This window comes from Shewanella sp. HL-SH8, assembly GCF_051165765.1.
Lineage (GTDB): Bacteria > Pseudomonadota > Gammaproteobacteria > Enterobacterales > Shewanellaceae > Shewanella > Shewanella glacialimarina.
The window spans coordinates 3,047,659-3,069,614 of record NZ_CP195039.1; the positions used below are offsets into that span (position 1 = coordinate 3,047,659).

General features: G+C 39.6%; 18 protein-coding genes. 3 read left to right on the forward strand and 15 right to left on the reverse strand.

The annotated features are described in order from the left end of the window. Positions 1-11 precede the first annotated feature (11 nt). Entirely contained in the window at positions 12-1,526 is a 1,515-nt protein-coding gene (locus ACRWQN_RS13390; RefSeq protein WP_434938268.1) for a carotenoid oxygenase family protein, read from the reverse strand. A gap of 67 nt (positions 1,527-1,593) precedes the next feature. Then, complete coding sequence (locus tag ACRWQN_RS13395; RefSeq protein ID WP_434938270.1) at positions 1,594-2,112, reverse strand: DUF2141 domain-containing protein; 519 nt, start codon at positions 2,110-2,112, stop codon at positions 1,594-1,596. 189 nt (positions 2,113-2,301) lie between these two features. Here ACRWQN_RS13395 and ACRWQN_RS13400 point away from each other — a divergent pair, with 189 nt between their 5' ends. From ACRWQN_RS13400 to ACRWQN_RS13410, 3 genes are all read left to right on the forward strand, one after another. After that, entirely contained in the window at positions 2,302-3,153 is an 852-nt protein-coding gene (locus tag ACRWQN_RS13400; RefSeq protein WP_434938272.1) for a LytTR family DNA-binding domain-containing protein, read from the forward strand. A 50-nt stretch (positions 3,154-3,203) separates the two neighbouring features. Then, positions 3,204-5,015, forward strand: coding sequence for a DEAD/DEAH box helicase family protein (locus tag ACRWQN_RS13405; RefSeq protein WP_434938273.1), 1,812 nt, complete (start codon positions 3,204-3,206; stop codon positions 5,013-5,015). A gap of 106 nt (positions 5,016-5,121) precedes the next feature. Beyond that, entirely contained in the window at positions 5,122-5,382 is a 261-nt protein-coding gene (locus ACRWQN_RS13410; protein WP_226414840.1) for a GrxA family glutaredoxin, read from the forward strand. Positions 5,383-5,467: 85 nt separating this feature from the next. Here ACRWQN_RS13410 and ACRWQN_RS13415 read toward each other — a convergent pair whose 3' ends face one another. The 13 genes from ACRWQN_RS13415 to ACRWQN_RS13475 all read right to left on the reverse strand — a co-directional run bounded on the left by ACRWQN_RS13415 (position 5,468) and on the right by ACRWQN_RS13475 (position 21,822). Beyond that, entirely contained in the window at positions 5,468-6,622 is a 1,155-nt protein-coding gene (locus ACRWQN_RS13415; protein WP_434938275.1) for a DcaP family trimeric outer membrane transporter, read from the reverse strand. A 379-nt stretch (positions 6,623-7,001) separates the two neighbouring features. Continuing rightward, complete coding sequence (gene galU / locus ACRWQN_RS13420) at positions 7,002-7,892, reverse strand: UTP--glucose-1-phosphate uridylyltransferase GalU (protein WP_434938277.1); 891 nt, start codon at positions 7,890-7,892, stop codon at positions 7,002-7,004. Between the two features lie 117 nt (positions 7,893-8,009). Then, the gene (locus ACRWQN_RS13425; protein ID WP_434938279.1) at positions 8,010-9,356 is read right to left on the reverse strand and encodes an O-antigen ligase family protein; all 1,347 of its coding nucleotides are present in this window, start codon (positions 9,354-9,356) and stop codon (positions 8,010-8,012) included. Positions 9,357-9,747: 391 nt separating this feature from the next. After that, positions 9,748-10,452, reverse strand: coding sequence for a hypothetical protein (locus ACRWQN_RS13430; RefSeq protein WP_434938281.1), 705 nt, complete (start codon positions 10,450-10,452; stop codon positions 9,748-9,750). A 6-nt stretch (positions 10,453-10,458) separates the two neighbouring features. Further along, positions 10,459-11,187: a tyrosine-protein phosphatase gene (locus ACRWQN_RS13435; RefSeq protein ID WP_434938283.1), complete on the reverse strand. Its 729-nt coding sequence runs from the start codon at positions 11,185-11,187 to the stop codon at positions 10,459-10,461. Continuing rightward, positions 11,187-13,418, reverse strand: coding sequence for a GumC family protein (locus tag ACRWQN_RS13440; RefSeq protein ID WP_434938285.1), 2,232 nt, complete (start codon positions 13,416-13,418; stop codon positions 11,187-11,189). The genes ACRWQN_RS13435 and ACRWQN_RS13440 overlap by 1 nt, the downstream gene beginning before the upstream one ends. Further along, the gene (locus ACRWQN_RS13445; RefSeq protein ID WP_434938286.1) at positions 13,418-13,951 is read right to left on the reverse strand and encodes a polysaccharide biosynthesis/export family protein; all 534 of its coding nucleotides are present in this window, start codon (positions 13,949-13,951) and stop codon (positions 13,418-13,420) included. The genes ACRWQN_RS13440 and ACRWQN_RS13445 overlap by 1 nt, the downstream gene beginning before the upstream one ends. A gap of 8 nt (positions 13,952-13,959) precedes the next feature. After that, positions 13,960-15,162 carry an outer membrane beta-barrel protein gene (locus tag ACRWQN_RS13450; RefSeq protein ID WP_434938288.1) on the reverse strand — a complete coding sequence of 401 codons (1,203 nt, stop codon included), beginning with the start codon at positions 15,160-15,162 and terminating at the stop codon, positions 13,960-13,962. Between the two features lie 635 nt (positions 15,163-15,797). Beyond that, the gene (locus tag ACRWQN_RS13455) at positions 15,798-17,198 is read right to left on the reverse strand and encodes an undecaprenyl-phosphate glucose phosphotransferase (protein ID WP_434938290.1); all 1,401 of its coding nucleotides are present in this window, start codon (positions 17,196-17,198) and stop codon (positions 15,798-15,800) included. 11 nt (positions 17,199-17,209) lie between these two features. Further along, a complete protein-coding gene (locus ACRWQN_RS13460; RefSeq protein ID WP_434938292.1) occupies positions 17,210-17,944 on the reverse strand; it encodes a WecB/TagA/CpsF family glycosyltransferase in 735 nt (244 codons plus the stop codon). 29 nt (positions 17,945-17,973) lie between these two features. Further along, on the reverse strand, positions 17,974-18,399 hold the full coding sequence (locus ACRWQN_RS13465; RefSeq protein ID WP_434938294.1) for an acyltransferase: 426 nt from the start codon (positions 18,397-18,399) through the stop codon (positions 17,974-17,976). Continuing rightward, positions 18,392-19,471 carry a glycosyltransferase gene (locus ACRWQN_RS13470; RefSeq protein ID WP_434938295.1) on the reverse strand — a complete coding sequence of 360 codons (1,080 nt, stop codon included), beginning with the start codon at positions 19,469-19,471 and terminating at the stop codon, positions 18,392-18,394. Before ACRWQN_RS13470 ends, ACRWQN_RS13465 begins: the two co-directional genes overlap by 8 nt. Positions 19,472-19,518: 47 nt before the next feature. Further along, a complete protein-coding gene (locus tag ACRWQN_RS13475) occupies positions 19,519-21,822 on the reverse strand; it encodes an O-antigen ligase family protein (protein ID WP_434938299.1) in 2,304 nt (767 codons plus the stop codon). Positions 21,823-21,956: the final 134 nt, after the last annotated feature.

Sequence of the window (21,956 nt, forward strand, 5' to 3'; positions counted from 1 at the left end):
TTAAATGGCCACTAACTCGCCATAAAATTGCCGTGAAACCCAAGCGGTAAATGGTAAGGTAACCAGGCTCTGGCTAATGGCCCTGCTGCTAAGTCATTCGCCGCAAAAATATTCAAGCAAGTGCGTTTGCTAGGCACGTGTAATGCTGTACCCATTAAGTAGCCGCAGCCCTCAACGCCTTTAGGGCAAACACTAACATGCTCTTCAACTAAATAATCATCGCCAAAATGATAATGCTGCGTCGCACCGCTATCAATATGCAAAGACGATAAGGTATCGCTCCATAAGCTGCTTGATTTAGCTGATAAGTGATACAAATACTGATTTTTAAGCCCCACTAGATGGTTACATACCCGCGGAAACTCACTGCTATCGCCCACGGTTTGCATATCATAAGTGCCATCAATATATAAACTAAACAGGGCTGTTTGCGCCTTGACACTTGCCTGCGACATCTTACCTTGCATCACATTCGCCAACTTATGCAGCACATCAACATTAGGATACAAACTGGCGTCAAAATGAATGGTGCCATTGGCTTCTTCCCACGCATTACCATAATGAAACGCAAAACCTGCGGGTAATTCAAAGCGTTTAGTCACCTTAAGTGACTGCTTATTTATCACCAATACACTCATTGGCATATCGCTATTATATTGAGTACGGGCAAAATTACCTTCAATCGCCTTATCAACAACCAATGACGGTAAAATGATCAACACACTTTTGTCTGTAATCAAAAAGTCATGCAACATACCGCCACGGTATTGGCTATTAATTAGCCCCACATTTTTAACCTTGCCATTAGCCGCTAATTGATAAATCACCACCTGACCTGATGGATGCAAACCAAAATTCCAAATATCCCCATTAGGGTCAACTTTAGGGTGCGCTGAAAAAGGCAGTCCTTGTAAACTACTGTCATATTTAGACCCTGCGCCTAAATTAACCTGTTGAGTAAACTGCATGGTATTTCGGTCAATTTGGGTAGGAGATCCCGCCTCCCACAGCGCCCAAAGATCATCTCCCACCGCAATAATATTGGTATTAGCGGTATTAACCGTATCAGCGCTGGTCACAGGCAAAGCATGGGCAATTTTAGTATCAGGGCCTGAATAAACAAACTGCTGCGCCTGCTGCTCTTTAGCAAACTTAGGCGTGTTAACAAATTGGCCACGGTGGACTATTTTCTGGTCGCTAATTTCAAAACGCTGCAACATACCGTCGCCTTCAAAGGCATGTAGATAACGAATATCGCCACGCTCATATTTACCAGGGCCGTTACGATAAAAAACACCTTGTAAATCGGCAGGAATACGCCCTTCAATCGTCAGCGGTTGCGGCTCAAAGTTAGCGTCAACATTGGCAAAACCAATTAACTCAGGGTGCTGTGCCAGCGCCTGATTAAATTGCTGCTTAATATTAACCACAGTAGGAGCAGAAGATGCCAACGCATTCACTGCACCGGGCAGCATGCTTGATGCGCCTATTATTCCCATGCCTTTTAAAAACTGTCTGCGTTGCATGCTCACCTCCAAAATTGTCATCTTCAAAATTGCCATCTCTAGAATTGCCATCTCACAAATGAGTGGCTTAATAAATAATTTGTGTGTGGTTAATCTGGGTTGATGCGTCTTCAGTGACCGTGAAAGCAGCGTCCGTATAAGCAACCGGACCATAATTAGGTTTAGCATTGTTAGAAAAACCATACCCTTCAGACGGCAAACCAAATAAATTGGTGTCTAACGTGCCGTTATTATTTTCGTCCTGAAAAAAGCGCACCGCATACTCACCTGCGGGAACATCGGTAAAAGACACAAAATTAAGTCCCGCTTTAGCCTGAATGTAAGTCGCAGTTAGCGCATTGCCATTTAAGTAATTATCTTCACCATTAAACAGCTGCACATAAATCTTACTTTGCTGGGCATTGACCCCTGTAATCTCAAGCTTAATATCCGCAGCAAAAGTGGATGAATTAACCCACATTGATGCAAACAGCAATGAAACGGCTAATAACGATGATTTACTCATATTGCTGCTGTTGCTCTGAGTGAATTGAGTCACGGCATTATGTGCCAATGCGCCAGTCAGTTTAGTCGTTAATCTAGTCATTTTTATGTTCCTATCGTCTGTGATAAAGGGGTTATCTTAATTGGCAGTTCGCCTCGACATAAGCCGAGCCAATCTCGCCATTGCTTCGTGTTGAAAAGACGATAGAATGGAGCGATAAAAAATTAAAGTCGCTTTTCGTAAAGTGACCCAAAAACTTCGTAAAATGTAACTAAAAAGGAATGTGTACCTTTGACGAATCGTGAAATACCCGTAAATAATCAACAACTAAAATCTGAACCCACTAGAAAAAAATTACTGCGCCAACTGCTTATTGTGGTGTTTATTGGATTATTTATTGGCTTTATGCGCCCCTTCGGCATGGATCAATTCAGCCTATTATTGTCGATGAGCTACTGGGTGTTTACCTGTATTTGTGGCTATTTAATTTATATGCCACTGATCAATTTAGGCCATAAATACTTAGCAAAAAGCATCACTACGCTCTGGCAACGGGTAGCAATATCATCACTGTTAGCCAGCCTAATAATGAGCCTAATTGTGCCTTTTATTGGCTGGCTATTTTTTGAACACACATTACAATTAGCTGATAATTTTCTACTCGCGCTGCCTAACACCCTGGTTATTGGCAGCATTATTACCTTTGTCAGCATGTTACAAAATCATGTTAATCATCAAAAACAGCAACTTGAACAATCAAAACACGTCATTGAGCAATCGCAAAAGGTCATTGAACAGCATCAACAAAGTCGTGATATAGATACCCTTCAAATTGAACAGTTTATGGGCTTATTACCATTAGAAAAGCGCGGACAATTGCTGTGTTTAGAAATGGATGATCACTATTTAAAAGTACACACAGATAAAGGCCAACATATGCTGTTAATGCGCTTAAAAGATGCCTTAATGCAGCTAGAAGGGTTTCCTGGGCTGCAAACACATAGATCCTGGTGGGTAGCAAACCATGCCGTGGTGTCGGTCAATAAAGAAAATAGAAAAATGTCATTGTTGTTAACCAATCACCTTGAAGTGCCGGTTTCCAGAACCTTTGTTGAAGCCGTTAAAGCTAACCTAGCCCTATAACCATGATATTATCCAACCATAGCTAACCCAATGCATGTTGAACCGAATATTTGAAAGCTTCTACTGACGCACCTACTTTGCAACTGCGCGATTACCAACAGGATTCGGTTAACGCCGCCATCAAGCACTTTCGCAGCAGCCAACAATCTGCCGTATTGGCTTTGCCAACGGGTGCAGGTAAAAGCATTGTTATTGCTGAACTGGCACGCATCGCCAACGGCAATGTATTAGTACTCACCCATGTAAAAGAGTTAGTTGCGCAAAATGCTGAAAAAGTCGGCTTACTCACCCAGGCTGCCAATATTTACTCTGCCGGATTAAACCAGAAAAAAGCCAACGGCAAAACCGTCGTCGCCAGCGTACAGTCAGCAGCGCGGGCATTAGATAAATTCAACCAGCCTTTTTCGCTGGTGATTATTGATGAATGCCATCGTGTCAGTAATGAAAAAACCAGCCAATATCAGCAAATTCTGCAGCACCTAAAAAAGCAAAATCCAGCCATTAAAATCTTAGGGCTTACTGCAACCCCCTATCGTCTGGGCATTGGTTGGATATATCATCACCATTACCACGGTAAAATTGGCAATACTGACACTGCAGTGTTCGATAAATGTATTTTTGAATTACCCATGCGCCCGCTTATCAAGCAAGGCTTTTTAACTGCGCCTAAGTTATTTGATGGCCTCAGTGCCCAGTACGATTTTAGTCAACTTGAACCGACAGAAAACGGCGAGTTTAATCAGCAGGAAGTCGAATCTTTACTGAATCATCAAGGCCGTGCCACAACCGCAATAGTCAAACAAATCGTCCAACTGGCAAACACCCGTAAAGGGGTGATTATTTTTGCCGCAACCGTACGTCACGCGCAGGAAATTATTGGCTTATTAAACAAGCTTATCGACAATGCCGCCAAGCCAACCAAAGCAGCATTAATCACTGCTGCCACGCCCCATAATGAACGCGACACCATTATCGACGCCTTTAAAGCGCAGCAGATTAAATACATTGTCAACGTGGCCGTACTCACAACCGGCTTTGACGCGCCCCATGTCGACTTAATTGCGATTTTAAGGCCTACGGCATCGGTAAGCTTATTTCAACAAATGGTGGGACGTGGACTGCGTTTAGCGCCAGGTAAAACCGATTGTTTAGTGATTGACTACGCCGCCAATGGTTTTGACTTATATTACCCTGAAGTGGGCCAGGCCAAACCCAATAGCAAGTCAGTGCCGGTACAAGTGCACTGCCCTGTGTGCCAATTTGCTAATACATTTTGGGGACTAGTCGATAACGACGGTGACATCATCGAACATTTTGGCCGCCGATGTCAGGGACTTGTTGCTGCTAATACCGCGACGGTAAAAGCTAAAACAGCCAATACCGAACAACAATGCGACTTTCGCTTTCGCTCTAAAGTGTGTCCAGACTGTGGCGCAGAAAACGATATCGCCGCGCGCATTTGCCAAACCTGCAACTCAACACTCATCGACCCTGATAAGCGCTTAAAGCAAGTATTGCAGTCGCAACATCACCACTTGTTCAAATGCCAAGAGATGTTAATAAGCCAAAATGAACAGGGTTTGCTAGTGCGCTACATAGATATTGAAGGTAATGACTTTAAACAAAGCTTTAAGTTTGATACCCCAGCACAAAGAAAGGCCTTTTACGCGGTATTTGTGCTTAGTCACACCCGAACGCCTGGTATGTTACATCCGCGATATGACAAAGCAGAACAGGTTCTGAGTGACCAGAGCCGCTTTAGAAAACCCGACTTATTATTACTAAAAAAACAAAAACATCACTGGAAATTAATTGATCTATTTTTTGACTATCAAGGTAAACATAAAACAGATTTCAGTTAGCTTTATTCGGGGTATTTATTTGGGTTAAGCTAAATTCATTTAATCACGTTATCATTTGCAAAAAAGTTGTGCTATAAACACACCATCTAGCCAAGTAGGAGTTACTATGTTTGTTGTTATTTTTGGCCGTCCAGGCTGTCCGTATTGTGTTCGAGCTGTTGAGTTATCTGAAAAATTAGCCGCACATCGTGAAGATTTTAAATTTAAATATGTAGATATTCACGCTGAAGGTATTTCTAAAGCTGACTTATCAAAAAGTGTTGGTAAAACAGTAGAAACGGTACCACAGGTATTTGTTGATGAAGCCCCAATCGGTGGCTATACCGAATATGATCAATATGTTCGTCAACATGGTCTACTAGACTAAATTGTTGATAATAAAAAAGGGCCATAACAAAGTTATGGCCCTTTTTTTATCGGTAATCTCAGTGATTAACCCGAGCTAAAATCACTTAAAGTACGTATTTAGCCGAGAACATAATGCGATTTAAATCGCCATCTGTGCCGTTTTCTCTCTCGTTCAATGCACGCATAAACTCAACACCAAAGGTCACAGGCTTAGACGGTGAATACAGTAAGTTAATGTAGCTTGAGTAAGCTTCTTTGTTTACGCCGCCACCCGTTAACGTAGCGTTATTGTCTGCTGAAAATCCTGATAATGTCACGCTAGTGCGCCATTGATCATTCCACCAGTGACGATAGGCTGCAAAACCACCATAAGAGGTAATGGTCTCAATGTCGCCATTGGCATCCAATACACCCGCGTTAGCATAGTTTAATGCCATGTAACGGCCTAAACCTTCACCATAGGTAGCAGTGAATTTAAAATCATCTTTGCCCACCGGAATAACACCCGCAAAGCTGACACCATAACCCATTTCGCTGGCATCAAGCAGAGTGCCGCCCTGTGTCTCTTCAATGTTCAATTGACGCACAATACCCGCTAGTGAGTAAGCAGCGCCACCTTCTGAGGTAAAGTTGTAACGTGCAACCACATCAGGAATCACGCCACTACCGCTAGTAATACGACCGCCACCACCATTTGGGGTTAAAGTGGTTTCAGGGTTTTCTAATGCAAACTGGAAACTACCGTTAGTGTATTTAATCAATGATTGACGCACAAACGGCGTACCATCGGCTGCACCAACAAAATCTAAGTTATCGGGTAATGCACCAGGGTTTTGAAATGTGGTCCAGGTTTGACCAATGGTCCAGTTATCATAGGTAACAAATGCATGGCGAATACGCGGTGAATAGCTGTTTGATACGCGCTCGTTACCGTCGGTATGGGTCATAAAATCTAATTCAATAAACCCAGTTAACGAATGACCACCTTCCATATCGGTAACGGTTTTAAAATTAAAGCGAGTTTCACGGGCTTGAAAGTCTACAACCTGTTCGCCACTGCCTTCTTTACCATAAATAGTACCTGGCACATAAAATTGGCGTGATAAGTTGCCCGACTCAGGTGCACCATTGCCATAATCACTAAACATTACATCGGCTTTAATATAGCCACCAAAAGTCATATCGGTATCAGCTTGCGCCGACCCTGTCATTGCTAACATTGCCCCAGAAATCAATGTAGCGAGTGTTAAATGTTTCATCCATGCTCTCCAAATTATTGTTTTAATCCTATGCAATATGTCTTAATTAACAAAAACGAAACATTAGCAATAGGTCTATAAGACAAAAGTAGAGCATTGAAAACTCGCTGCCAGTAATACATAGACGTAGCATTTGTGGGTAAATTAGTTGCACTGATGAAAACAAGTTACTTTCACTTAAGCACAAATCTTAATGACGCGAGTAATTCGACTAACAAAGAAGGAAAGAAGGAAAGAAGGAAAGAAGGAAAGAAGAGAACAAAATTATTTACATGCCCCAAGCCTAGAAATGATCGCATTTAATGTTAAACGTACAAAAAAACTAATGCATCCTTTGCAGATGCATTAGCCCAGTATATTGACTTAAATATCAGCAGTGTTAGCGGTATTCTTCTAATAAACCAGCAAGCTCTTTTTTAAATTCGCCGCCCAATTTAGGGTCGCGTATACCGTATTCAACAAAGGCTTTCATGTAACCAAGCTTATCGCCACAGTCATGTGACTTGCCTGTCATATTGAATGCTTCAACCGTTTCAGTGGCAATTAGCATATCAATCGCATCGGTTAACTGAATTTCATCGCCAGCACCGGGTGGTGTTTTAGCCAATAAATCCCAAATTTTTTCAGACAACACATAACGGCCAACAACCGCTAAGTTAGACGGCGCCTCGCCAATTTCAGGCTTTTCAACCATGTTGAATATTTTAGTAGAATCACCAGGGTTAATCTTCTCGCCACCACAGTCAGCAATACCATACTTATTAACCTGATCATTCGGCACTGGCGCAACCATAATTTGGCTGGCAAGAGTTTCGCGGTAACGAATTAGCATAGACGCCAGGTTTTCGGTACGTTGGTCAGCAGAATAAGAATCCAAAATAACATCCGGTAACACTACAGCAAACGGATTGTCACCAATACACGGCTTAGCACACAAAATGGCATGCCCTAGCCCTTTAGCTTCACCTTGACGCACATGCATAATGGTCACATTTTTAGGGCAAATAGACTGCACTTCATGCAATAGCTGACGCTTAACCCGTTTTTCTAGGGTTGATTCAAGCTCGTAAGATTTATCAAAATGGTTTTCAATCGCGTTTTTACTGGCATGGGTGACCAACACAATTTCTTTCACCCCAGCGCTAACACATTCATCAACAATATATTGAATAAGTGGTTTATCCACCAATGGCAGCATTTCTTTTGGAATAGCCTTAGTCGCTGGCAGCATCCGTGTACCTAGCCCTGCAACGGGAATAACAACTTTCATAGATATCCTTATATAGCGTAACGCTAAATGAAACAAAATTGATAATTTATAACAGCTTACATAATTTGACTCTGGCAACTTAACCCAGGCCTAAAACGAGTATGATATTTCTGGCGCTTATGGCGCTTTTTGCAGCCTAGAACCCTGCTCAGTGGGTAAATAACGCACCAACCAACACAGGGTTAATATAGTCAAAAATAGCAAGGTATTCGCCGGAGACTGCAAATTAAAATCAACCGTACAATGAATCAGCATATGCACAATTGCCATCGCACAACCAAATGCAATGCCTTTGTACAGTTTATTATTACGTAAATACATGGTTCGGCAAGCTAACCACAAACAATAAATTATCCACAACCCAAGTGACGCTGTAATGACAACCCCATATTCTACTGCAAATTGAATATAGTCATTATGGGCATGGTCATAAAAACCGGAGTAAGGCACGGTTTGATACTGCGGAAAAACAGTGTAAAAACTGCCGGCGCCGTTACCGGTTAACCAATGTTGTTCAATAATCGGAATACTGTCTCGCACCACATCATCACGGGTTTCAGCCGCAAATGAGGTATCTTCAATACGCTGCTTAACCTTTTCGACCCCAAATATAGACCCAACAATAATCAAATCTAAAATAAAAATACTGATCACCAGCGGCTTTAACATTTGGGGCGGATTACGATAAATCACCAGGGCCAATAAGGCTACGGTTATTAACGCGGTAAAAAATCCAGCGTTACCCATGCGCGAGCGGCTTAAAATCAAACCAATAATCATAATCACAATCGCCAAGCGCAAAATAATTTTACTGCTGATCAAGGTTTCAAACACGCCTAACATAAAGGTTCTAAAATCAAATTGGCCTGAACGGGTTGTTTTTAACTCAGATATTAACCAACCAAAGGCAATGCTAATCGACAGGGCTAAAAAGTTAGCAAAATGGTTTTGATAGACAAATGATCCCCTTGCCCTATCACCATCGCTAATACCAAATATTGGCGACTTTGGTAAATCCAGTAAATTCAGCACGCTGCCGTAAAATGCTTGAATACAGCCAGACACAATAATAGCAATACACACCCAACGCAGCAGCCTGGCTGACTGGCAATGCACAGCTAAAAGGTAAATAAATAAGCCATAACACAAGGTTTTAATTAACTGCTGAAAAGTTTGAAAGCCATCTACGGTATCAATACCACTGACCCATCCGGTCCATTGTAAAAAAGTAAACAGCAATAATAAGCCTATCGGCAACAAAGCATACTTCTGCCACGACTGGGTAAATAAAGGCTGACTACGCACAACACAAAATACCAAATGCAAACACGACAAACTAATAATGTAAAACTCAATAATAGACCAGGCCCAAATACGATTACTGGCAAGGGGAATAGGCGCCCACACCAATAAAATGCACAGGGCAATAATAAAAAAAGAACTGCCATATAAAGATGGTTTCATAAAACGTTAAATAACCTCTTGCTGAACGAATAAAAAAGCCAGTTTGCCATGCTTATTTTGCCGTCATCCTCGAATGCTTTTATCGGGGATCCATTCTTGGCTTTGGCCGTTAGCTTAAGTGCCAAAGCTTTAGATCCCGGCCCAGAAGCATTACCGGGATGACGTAGTAAAAGCCAGTTTGCTTGCTTATTTTGCCGTCATCCTCGAATGCTTTTATCGGGGATCCGTTCTTGGCTTTGGCCGTTAGCTTAAGTGCCAAAGCTTTAGATCCCGGCCCAGAAGCATTACCGGGATGACGTAGTAGAAACATACCCAGATGACATAGTAGAAACATTACCCGGATGACGTAATAGATCCCGGTCCAAAAGCTCTACCGGGATGACGCGTCAACTTAAGTTTTTTTACACAAAGTTTGTGCTATCCAGTTGGCTGTACCCTCTGGTAGCGTGGTTAACTGGTAGCTAAAATAGCTGCACACTACAGACTGTTTCTGGTACGTTCCCATAACACTAGCAAGATGGCGACGGGTGTCATAACCCATTCCGGCGGCAGTTTTTAGGGTTTCAAACACTAAATACTTATCTTCCATGGCAATAGTGTCCCAATTAGCAAAGCCAACCGTTAACAACTGTTGCACTACCTCAGGGGCAAAAGCGCCGTAATCTAGCCCAAGGCGTAGCTGCTCAAAGGCTAAATCGGGTCTCGCCTGGTAAAATGCCAAATTAAACGCGTAATCGCTGTAGGCTGCAGGCCAATTGTGGCGCAGCTTAATGGCCTGGTTGAATAACTGGTTAAACTCGTCGTTTGTAAATGCATCAAAACCTGAATAAATGCCCCACTCCATCACTTTAGCTAAAGTAATCGCATAATGCGGGCTGCTATCATTTAAATCATAAGCTTTGGTTGCCGCCGCTAAGGCGTCACGGTACTGGGTTTCATCAATAGCCGTTTTTCCTTGCCAGGCAGTAAGGTAAAAATTAGATTTAAAATGGTAAGTACTCGCTACGCCCTGGTTAAACACCAAAGGCAGTAAACTGACTAAGCCTAGCAACAGCAATAGCAAAAAAAACTGGCGGGAATAACGCTTTATCGACATACAATATTAATCATTAAATAAACAAGCAGAAATTAACGCAGGCGTATTGCGGGTAACATCATCAGCGTACTGTTTATCTGTTAACTCACACACTCTTTGCCATGCCTGGGCAAGCTTTGGCGGACGCCTGTTCACACTATGACAATCTGATGCCACTATGGTGTAGCGCTTTTCTATAATCCATTTCTCAGCCAGGCTTTTAGCCGCGTCGCTCATATCACCCAGTAATGAAGCCCCGGTTAATTGAAATAAACAGCCTAACCTAGCGAATAACTCAATCCGTTCAGGGTGGGCTTGTAGCTCGCGGTTGCGCTCAGGGTGAGCAATCATAGGTAACACATTTTTAGACAACAGCCAGCTGATTAACTTATCGGTACCTGGGGTAATATGGCTGCTGGGTAACTCAAGTAATAGCACATCTTTATCGGCAAACTTGCCAATAAAAGGCAATTGTTGTCGTTCAATAAAAAACATAATTTCAGGGCAAATACGCACTTCAGCTGCGGCACGAATATTTACCTTGCCGCCGCGCAGTGCGTACTCTTGTTGCAATAACTCAAATGCCGCAGTAATGGTGCTGATATTATTATCAAACACCCCCAAATGAATATGTGGCGTGGCCACCATATGGGTAATACCTTGCTGTTCGGCTAATTCAAGTAATGCAAGGGCTTCGTCAATCGACTTAGCCCCGTCATCTATGCCAGGTAAAATATGGCAATGTAAATCAAACACTATGCAGACTTTCCATCGGTTTTAGCGTTAGCATCATGGCCATAGGCTTCATAGTAACCATATTGACCATAATACTGGCGCGCCTCGTCAGTATTAAACTGGTTTAATACCACCCCAAACACTTTACCACGGGCCTGAGTTAACTTAGCTAAGGTCAGTTTAATCGCTTCAGTGCGAGTATGGCCTGCTTTAACCACCGCCACCACGGCATCACAATGTGACGACATTACTAGCGCATCACTCACGGCATGTACCGGAGGCGTATCAATAATAATTTTGCTGTACTGACCTTTTAACTCGGCCAACAACTCAGCAAACTTAGGCGAAGCTAACAGCTCTAGCGGGTTTAACGGTATTGCGCCAGCTGGCATTAAGTCAACATTGGGTTTGATGTTTTCAACAATACAATGGCTTAGTGCATCAGTACCGGTAAGGTAATTGGCTAAACCATGTTGAAACGTTGGCAAACCAAAACGCATGCCCATATTCGGTTTACGCATGTCGGCGTCAATAATAAGCACTTTTTCCATCGCCGAATAAGCAAACGCGATATTCATCGACACTGTGGTTTTACCTTCATTAGGAAACGAAGACGTCACCTCAATCACCGATAAGGGTTCACCAATGGCCAACAAAGACAATGAGGTACGAATCGATCGCACACTTTCAGCATGCAGACGTTTTTCGGGGTCAAAAAAGGCAAAGTTAGTTTGTTCAAAGGTTTCTTTTTTAACTGCTTTAGGAATATAACCCAACGCCCGTTGCGCTAATAATTTCTCAACATCATCAGTTGACTTAATAGTGTCATTAATAGCATCAAACACTAATACCAATACGATACCAAGACCTAAACTGGCGACAAAAGCTAAAATAACAATCAGTTTTTTCTTCGGCTTTATCGGATTTAACGCAATAACAGCATAGTCAGTAAAGCGTGCCACGGGTGAGTCAAAATCACCGGTTACCTCGGTTTCTTTTTGGCGAGACAAAAAGCTTTCAAATAGCTGGCTATTAGTGGCAACTTCACGTACCAGTCTACGGTAGTCAGTGTCCACTGAGCTTAAGTTTTGGAACGAGCCTTTAGACTGACTAAATTGCGCTTCTAGGGCTTTTAGTTTTTGGGTCGCTGATTGTGCTTCATCTTCAATACCCTGCACTAATCGGCCAATTTGAGTGCGTAGGTTTTGCTGCACTGTGGCTAACTCGGCATTGGCACCAATCATTTTAGGATGCTTAGGGCCGTAAACCTGTGACAGCTCAGACACTTTACGCTCAACTAAAATCACGTCTTTTTTAACGTTTTGCACCGACATGTGCGAGGTCACTTCAGGCAAGCTTTCTAAGCGACCAATATCTGACTTACCATATTGCCTGACTACCGCTAAAAAGCTTTCAGCCTGGGCTTTAGTCGATCTGGCAACGGTAATTTCATCACTTAGCCGCTCAAGTTCTTTGGCGTCTAACGCGGTTACCCCTTCAACGTCAACCAGGCCATTTTGACTTTTAAATTGTTCAAGCTTTAGCTCAGATGCATCTAACTTTACCCGTAAGTCTTCTAAACGCCCACCCAACCATACATTGGCTTTTTGGGTCATGCCAGACTTAGCCTCTAACTGACTAACAATATAAGCATCGCCTATGGCATTGGCCACAGCCGCGGCTAATTTTGCATCAGGGCTGTTATAGCTAATATTCACTAACTGGGTTTTAAGCACAGGCGACACGCTAATGTCTGCCATAAAAGCATCAACTAGCTTTTGCTTTTTGCCCGCATCATCAACTTCAGCCTCGCTGAGGTCAATTGGTAAAAAATCTAACCAAGATATCACCTGCGACTTTACCTGTGACAAGGCTGAAGGCTTAGCTTCAAAGCTAGGGTGGTTAATTAAATCTAATTGGTTAAATACTCGCTCAGCAATAGAGCGCGACTTAATAATTTCAAACTGAGTTAAATAGTATTCCTGTTGGCCAGAATTCATACCATAAACCTGCTCAATTTTAATCGCCCGCGCCTGCTCTGACTCAATCAGCAGGGTGGCGGTCGACTTGTAAATAGGTTGTAAGCTAAACACCACAAAGGTGGTTAATGCGGTAATCAACGTTGCGAACAATAAAATACGCCACTTTGACTGCAACACAGGCTTAATCAGCTTGCGCAAATCAATCACTTGCTCGCTGGTTTGCTCAGCAGAGTTCGGCTCGTTTAGTAACAAATGGGCTTGCGAGGTCATTAAAAAAATCTCTGTTCAATAGTAATAGTATCGCCAGCGCTAATTTGACTATTAATAGTACCGTTCACTGATTCTGACTTGGTCCCTTCGCGCGAGATAAAAATTTTCTCCTGCGAGGCACGTTCGGTAAGCCCCCCAGCAAGAGCAACAGCCTGATTGACTGTCATGCCTGGCTGGTAGGGGTAGCCACCGGGTTTTTTAACTTCACCGTGAATATAAAATGGTCGATATAGCACAATGCCCACAAACACATTAGGCTCAACCAAATAATCCCCTTTTAAACCTTTATATACCAATTCTTCAACTTGCTTTATCGACAAATCTTTAATCAAAATGGTGCCTAAAAAAGGGTAATTTACCTTGCCACTATTGGTGATCTGCGTTTCAAGTGTCAGGTCATCTTCACCAAACACTTTAATCACAATGGTGTCACCTGCACCTAAGCGATAACTGTCATCAATTGCTTCAGCAGACGTTATCGGGCTTAGTAGTACAAGCAAGGCAAACAAACACGGAATAAAAAACCACTTCATCTTAAAACCTATAATGTCATCTGAGCATTAATATAATAAACGTTACGATCAAACCCAAAGTTTTCATCGCTAGACCAGCTATCGGTCACATCAACACCCGCTACAAGTGTTAACCAACGAGTGGTCACGTAAGATGCTGAAAGTGAGAACACTTTTAGCTCATCTTGACGGTCAACGCCGTTATAGTCATCATCGGTTTGGTTATAGCTTAGGTTAGTTGATACAAAGTCATTCCAACCGTGGTCCCAGCTAACGCCATAGGTGGTTGACTCAATATAGTTACCTGCACCATTAGGGTCTTTAGCGCTGTTACCGGTATTGAATGTCAGTGCTGAGTAAGTTAATGGCGACCATGTCACGCTGGCGTCCCACGATAAACCACTAAAATCATCACGACTGGCATTATCAAAGTCTTTTTCCTGGTTACCAATACGGATAGAACCTGATGTAGCAGCGGTTGCTTCCCAGTCCACACCCACACGGTAAAAAGTACTGGTGCTGTCACGGTCGCCACTTAAGTCAGCAACCTGGTAATCCGTGTTCACTACGCTAGCATCAAATACCCAGCTAACCGATGCGCCGCTATCGTAATAAAAAACCGCGCCATACTTGGAATCGGCATAATTACGAAATACCGTTGCTGCTTCAAAGTTAGTGAATTCTTTATCATAGTAATTGGCATTGACTTGCACGCGCGCAGGCGTGGTTTGTGCGCCATACTCGTAAAAGCCACCGACATTGTAACTGTCAAAAGTAGCAGGTTCATTTTGTAAATCACCGTTACCTTCAAACACTCCGCTACCACGCTCTTCATGGCCAGCATCATAGTTTGCATTAAGGTTAAACTTGTTTGACTGGTTTAGTTCAACATCTGCTGCACCGCCTAGATTGAAATCTAGGAAGTTATCGTCAGAACTGTCTAAAAAGTTACCGTAATCAAGATTGGTTTGGAAAGTATATTCATTATTGCCATCCAGTAATTGGCCTTGCAAACCAGGGGTAATACCTAAAATCCAGCTGTCGGTTTTAAAGGTTTTAGTGCTGGCAATGTTGTCATCATATTTAAAGCCGGCGTTTAAATACGGGATTAAATCAATACCAGATGCCGTTTGAATCACGCCAGGCTGTTCATCGGCAGCAATAGCTGGCGATAAAGCAAACAAGCTGAGCAGGGCAACACAACTAACACTATATTTAAACGGGATGTTCATTTTGTATATCCTTATAAAAATCATCTGTAACAGGCTAAATGCATTTAGAATCAGGTTCAGCCTATCGGTTTCATTTTAAACTATTAATTCATACATTATCAGAGGCAGATTGATTGAATCTACACTCAGTAATACCTAAAAAGGCTAAAGTCAGCTCTTTTAGCACTCAACAGGGCTTTTATGCTTATTTAAGGGTTGAAAATGTTGCTTGATATAAAACAGCTTCAGCACAAAAATACAGATTTTTCTATACGTCATTCCCAAGGTCTCTTATTGGGAATCTAGCTTATGCTCTGTAAGCGTCACACCCAAAGTCACTATGACGTAAAAACCAAAAGATTAAGATTCCGGCCCAACATAATTACCGGAATGACGTAAGGTCCGGGACAGCAGTTCCTTCTATACGTCATTCCCAAGGTCTCTTATTGGGAATCTAGCTTATGCTCTCTAAGCATCCCCATCAAAGTTACTATGACTTAAAAACCAAAAGAATAAGATTCCGGCCCAACATCATTACCGGAATGACGTAAGGAGCAGGACATCAGTTCGTTCTATAAGTCATTCCCAAGGTTTCTTATTGGGAATCTAGCTTATGCTCTGTAAGCATCAGTATCAAAGTTACTATGACGCACTAATCAATAGACGTTTTTGCCAACAAAACCTTTAAATACCGTCATGACAACGATTTTAACATCCCACCATAATGACCAATTACGGATATAAGCCAAATCAAACTCAATTCTTTTTTCCATTTTATCAAGGGTTTCAGTTTCGCCTCGCCAGCCATTAACCTGTGCCCAGCCAGTAATGCCCGGCAGGACCTTGTGACGTAACATATAGTAGGTAATTAAACTTCTATATTCTTCATTGTGCGACACCGCATGTGGCCTTGGGCCGACTACCGACATATCACCACATAGGACGTTAAAAAACTGAGGTAACTCATCTAAAGAAGTTTTACGTAAAAATGCACCTACTCTGGTAATACGGGCATCACCTTTAGTTGCCTGAGTGACTACAGCACTGTTTTCCGTCACCGTCATAGAGCGAAACTTCCACACTTTAATTTGACGACCATCAAGACCATATCGGTGTTGTTTAAAAATAACGGCACCGGGTGAATTAAGTTTAATGGCCATAGCGATAACCATCAACACCGGAGATAAAGCCAGTAAAGCAGTAAAGCTAAACAGTATGTCAAATGACCGTTTGTAAAAACGTTTCATACCATTAACAGGTGATTCAAACACACTGATGGTATCAACTTCTCCTACACTACCTATACGGGCTTGCATTAAATTCTTAAGCAAAAAATCAGGTGTTATTAATACATCAACAGTGGTGTTACCCAGCTGCTCAATAATATCTGCAATCCGTTTCTCTGCTAACATGGGTAAACAAATATATAATTTCTGTATATTACCACTCTTAGCTAAGGCAACTGCTTCATTAACATCACCTTCGATCAAGCTGGTTTGCATGCCACCTAAGCGTTTTGGCTCTCTATCATCAAAAAAACCTATAAACTTAAAACCTAATTCGTAGTGCTTAGATATCTCACGATAAAGATGTATACCAGTATGGGTTAACCCAACAATAGCCACATTCTGAAACCCTAATCCAGATCTCCTACGCATTGATTTAATCCACTTAGCAATAAACCGCCAAGCCATCAACATTAAGATAGATAAACTAAACCAACCGACAATGACAATGCGAGAAAAAGATTCTGATTCTTTCAGTAGAAATAAACTCGATGCTACAATAAAAAAACTGAATAGTTTTACTAAAAATAATGAGCCTATCATCCTTGAAAACTTACCTACCCGCCAGGAACGATATAACTGAAAAGATTCTGACAAATACGAATACACAAGCAATGTGAATATTAAAACCAGTAAATAATCTTTAGAAAATCCCACCCCATATAAAAAAAGTGAAGCGTTAAAACTAATAATAATAATTAATATGTCAATTAATCGATATAAAAATGTATAACTGTCATTAACAATATTTAACGTTTTCTGTGCATCCATGATTAATCATCTTATTTAGTTAAAAACTTTTCTTTTAATAACAAGTATGCAAACTGAGAGTTTGTTACTAGGTATCTTTTCCACATACGGCCAGGCTCTTGCAAAACCCGATAAAACCATTCTAGTCCTGCATTTTGCATCCAATTGGGAGCTCGTTTAACCTTGCCAGCAACTACATCAAATGTGCCACCAACGCCCATAACAAAATCAACACCTAACTTGTCTTGCCACTTGTTTATAAAATTTTCTTTTTTAGGCGAAGTAATGGCTACAAATAATAACCTAGCACCAGATTCACGAATTTTTTTAACTAAAGCTTCTTCATTGTCCCAGAAGTAGCCATCATTAAAACCAGCAATGGTTAAGTTTGGATAAAGCGTTTGAACTTTTTCAGTCGTTTTGGTAACAACCTCGTTAGTTGCTCCTAGCAGAAAAACAGGAAAATCGCGGTTAGCACTCATCTTCAATAACTCATGAAAGAGATCGACTCCGGCTACTCGCTCCGGTACATCATGCCCTAGGAAACGTGCACCAAACACTACGCCCATGCCATCAATGTTAATAACATCACAAGCATTAACTGAAGCGGCTAAAACAGAGTCTTTTTGCATATTGACAATTTTGGCAACATTAACAACAACATGTTGTAAGAACTGACCCTCGTCTAATTTATTTTCAATAAAATAGACTGTTTCAGCCATAGTCGCTATATCCATTGGAGACTTTAAAAAGTCAATTCGTTTCATAACCCACCAAATTAAATAGAAGAAAAAAATTAATCATTCAAGAGCAATCCAAAAACATCGGTTTTAATTCCGGTTTTTATTATTTTTGCTGGATTACCTGCCACAATTACATTATCGGGGACATTTTTTGTAACAACGGAACCTGCACCAACAATAGAAGATTCACCAACAATTACACCAGGCATAATTATTGAACCTGCTCCAATGAATGAATTTTTTCCAATATATGTATCTACATGCTGAGCCCTAACGAAACAATGACTTAAAACAATCGCATCAAAAGCTATGTAAGCACCAGAACTAATATGAATTCCTTTCGGGTTAGTAAAATCTATTCTAGCTTTCAATGAAACTCTTGCGCCGTCTGCGATATCAACACCCTTTAATTTTAAATATTTTATATATATATTTATTAGAAAAACTCTGACGTGAAAAAGTACAATTCGATTAAGCATTTATAAGCTCCAAACTCTCATCAAAAACTTTGACTATATTATTTTTTGTAAATTTATTGAAAAAACCATCTTTATGGTATTGCTTGATATTAAGAACGAAAGAATCACGATTCACTATCAACCTTTTTATACCATCAACAACTTCAACTCTATTATTGGCTGCAACTCTTACGCCGACTGAATCGTCTAAAAAATAACCATCAACACCTTGTTCTTTAGAAAATAAAATTGGAATTCCAGAAAACAATGCTTCTAAATAAACCATTCCATATGTTTCAGATGTAGTTGGCATCAGAAATGAATGGTACTTACTAAGTACATTAGTTATTTTCGAGTTATCAACGGTCCCAATTAACCGAATACGATCAGTTAGATTATATTTAGAAATTATTTTATTTATCCGAGATATCGACTGGACACTACCCGCTCCGATGATATCTAACTTCCAATCAACCTCATTAAAACATGAAAGACTTTGTACTAAGCAAGGAAACCCTTTCAATTTAAAGAGATCTAAATTAAATACTGTTACAAAATTTACATTTACTTTAGTGCTTGAAATACATAGTTCGGTATTATTAGTTATTATTGGCAAATGTATTGCATTACCATGAGTTGAACCTAACTTACCTTCAACATAAGAGTGTATCCAAGGGCTCGCAGGGAAACAGCACTCAGACTCTGAATATATTTTTCGATATAATGATCTAAGTTCAGGTTTTAAACTTAAAAACTTTCGGTCTGTAGAACCCCATAAACTTATAACATATTTACTATTCAGCATATTGGATATGTGATAAGCAACAATCCCCTCTACAGTAAACTTGTGAGCAACTATCAAATCAAAATGCACCTTGTGCTTAACAAGATAACGACTAATCTTAACTGCTAGCCTATAAAGTGAATATCTAATTAAAATTCCATAAGGTAAACTTTGATATCGAATAACAAGTCCATTCTCAGATTCCAAAAATAACTCATCTTTGAATTTTGAACATCGATTAAGTGAGATTATATAATGTTCATGACAACTAGATTCCAATAGTAATTTAACGGCTTTAGTTTTATTCATCGAAATTCTATCAGGAAAGTCTGCTGTTATATTAAGGATTTTCAATGCTAGTTCTCTCTTTCAAATAAATTAAAAGCAACAAAAAGTGCTACTGTTGTAATATTAACCAAGCCATTGAATGCGCCAGACTCTAACAACCCATTATATATAACGAATATAATTAGGCAGAATTGTAGTTTTGAAACGTTTAGTTTAAAAAAAAGAAATAACGATAAGATAAAAATTAATATACCGATGACGCCACCGTATAATAGAATTTGTAATATCATGTTGTGGGCATGAGATGGAGAAAATCCTATTTCCATACTATAACGCGGAAGTAAAAACATACTTGAACTATAACCATAGCCCAAAAAATAATTATCTTTAATTAACTCGACAACTACATTCCATATATACGTTCTCCCCGTAAATGTAAGTATTTCATCTATATTTCCAGATCTTGAAACTAGCTGGATAGCTTCGTTAAAATTCAGAAAAACTACAAACCCAGAAGCAATAAAAACCAATAAAAACAGAGAATAAACTTGTCTATACTTTTTATTGTAAGTCAATATTGCAAATGAGGCCAAAACCATCAACATACTAGAACGATTTACACTTAACAAAAGTGATAATAAAGATAGGAAAATAACTAGATAAACTATCTTTTGTTTATTACCTCTTAAATAAAAATAAAAAGCAATAATAAATGACAAACAAGAGATTCGACCTAAATTATTGGCACTACCTGCTATACCAGACATTCGTCCACCTTCAACGAAAACGTCAAATTCCCAGTAAGATATTTTACCAACACTAGGAACAAAAAAATAAAAAACAAAAGATGCCAACAAGAAGTAAAACAAAGATCTTAATAGGCAACTTAATAAATTATTAACTCCATACAATGAAACATAAGAGGTAATAAAACAAAAATAAGCAACTAGCGAAAATGATGAAACCAATGCATAAGGTACATTTATAGACCAAAAACTTGAAATAGTGAAAAAACATATTAAAGCGAAAATCGCAATATTATGCTTAAAATAATAATTGGACTTATTAAATCTTAACATATATAAGCTAGTTAAAAAAATTGAAATATAAACAAGTACTTTAACTACAACTTGAAAATCGATACTTTTATCATGATAACCTCGAACTCTAAAAACGGCATCAGTTATAAAAAAACATAGAATAATTAAATTCGTATGCCAACTACTCAACTTAATAGACAATTCCCCCCCCTTTTTACATGAAATGAAATATTTGTATAATAAATAAAACGTAGGGAACGAAGTAATAGTTAACAGAGCTAAAATTGCAGTCAATTCTAACTCAAAATACTGTGATAAAAGCAGTGTCATAAAAAGTAAAATCAAATCAAGGAGCCTTGCTTTTGCTAGTGACCTAATATCGTTTAATTGAATATACACTCCCTCTACGACAACAACCATCCATATTGCAATTGTATAAAAAGAAAAAAACAAGACCTGAAAATATGTAATATCAAATGTATTTGAATATATAAAGTCAAAAAAATCTACATAGAAAAATAACATTACACATGTAAATATAGAGTAAAGAAATATTATACTACCTAAAAACCTTTTTATTTTCTCTAATGTACGACTCTTTTCTTTTAGCGACATTCTAAAATCAACTTCACGCGGTCTAAGAAAAGTTGATATAGCGTTATACAATGTCCTCAAAGCAAAAAATGCGACTCCAACTTTGGGTGACAAAAAAGTCAACAAAACTAAAGGTACGTTTGAAATTGCTGAGTTTGAAAACCAATATATGAATGAAAACCCAAAACTATTAAAATTACCAAATATCGCACGTCCATTAATGTACAAAGCCAATGGTAAAGATATTAATGACGATGTACATACTAGATAAACTAAAAAAATCACTAACCAACTTAAATCCTTAGTTATATAGGATATCAAGTAGAGTGAGACTATAAAAAGAAGATAAGAACAACTTAAAAAAGCTGATGCCATAACTTTTTTATGATGTAAAAAATACAACCTAAAATAGTCGATTAACAAGTACATAAGTATAAAAAATGAAATAAGGACGTATACTTCACGCATCCATAAGTCCAAAAAAAAAGCTACAACACCAACGCAGCCGCTAAAAAATATATAGAATAACAAGCCGACATGGGTTGAATTGTTAAAAACAAGCTCACCGCATGCAAGCCTATTTATATAAACAAATTTAATAAATCCATACAAAAAAAGAGCAAAAGAAATACTTATTACAAATTGCTCTAATAATATTTCTGTTCCAAACTTTGATATCATTGAACCTAAAAGTACATTTGCTAAGGCAAATGAACTGTGATCTATTAATTTGTACAATTTATATCCCATCTACTTTTGTAATTTTGCTGAAAATAGGTAATTATAGCCCTAAGAGAAATTTTTAGTTACAACTGCACCAGCAATTATAGAACCGGAATAAGTAAAAATTCGGCAATATAACTTTTTTCTAA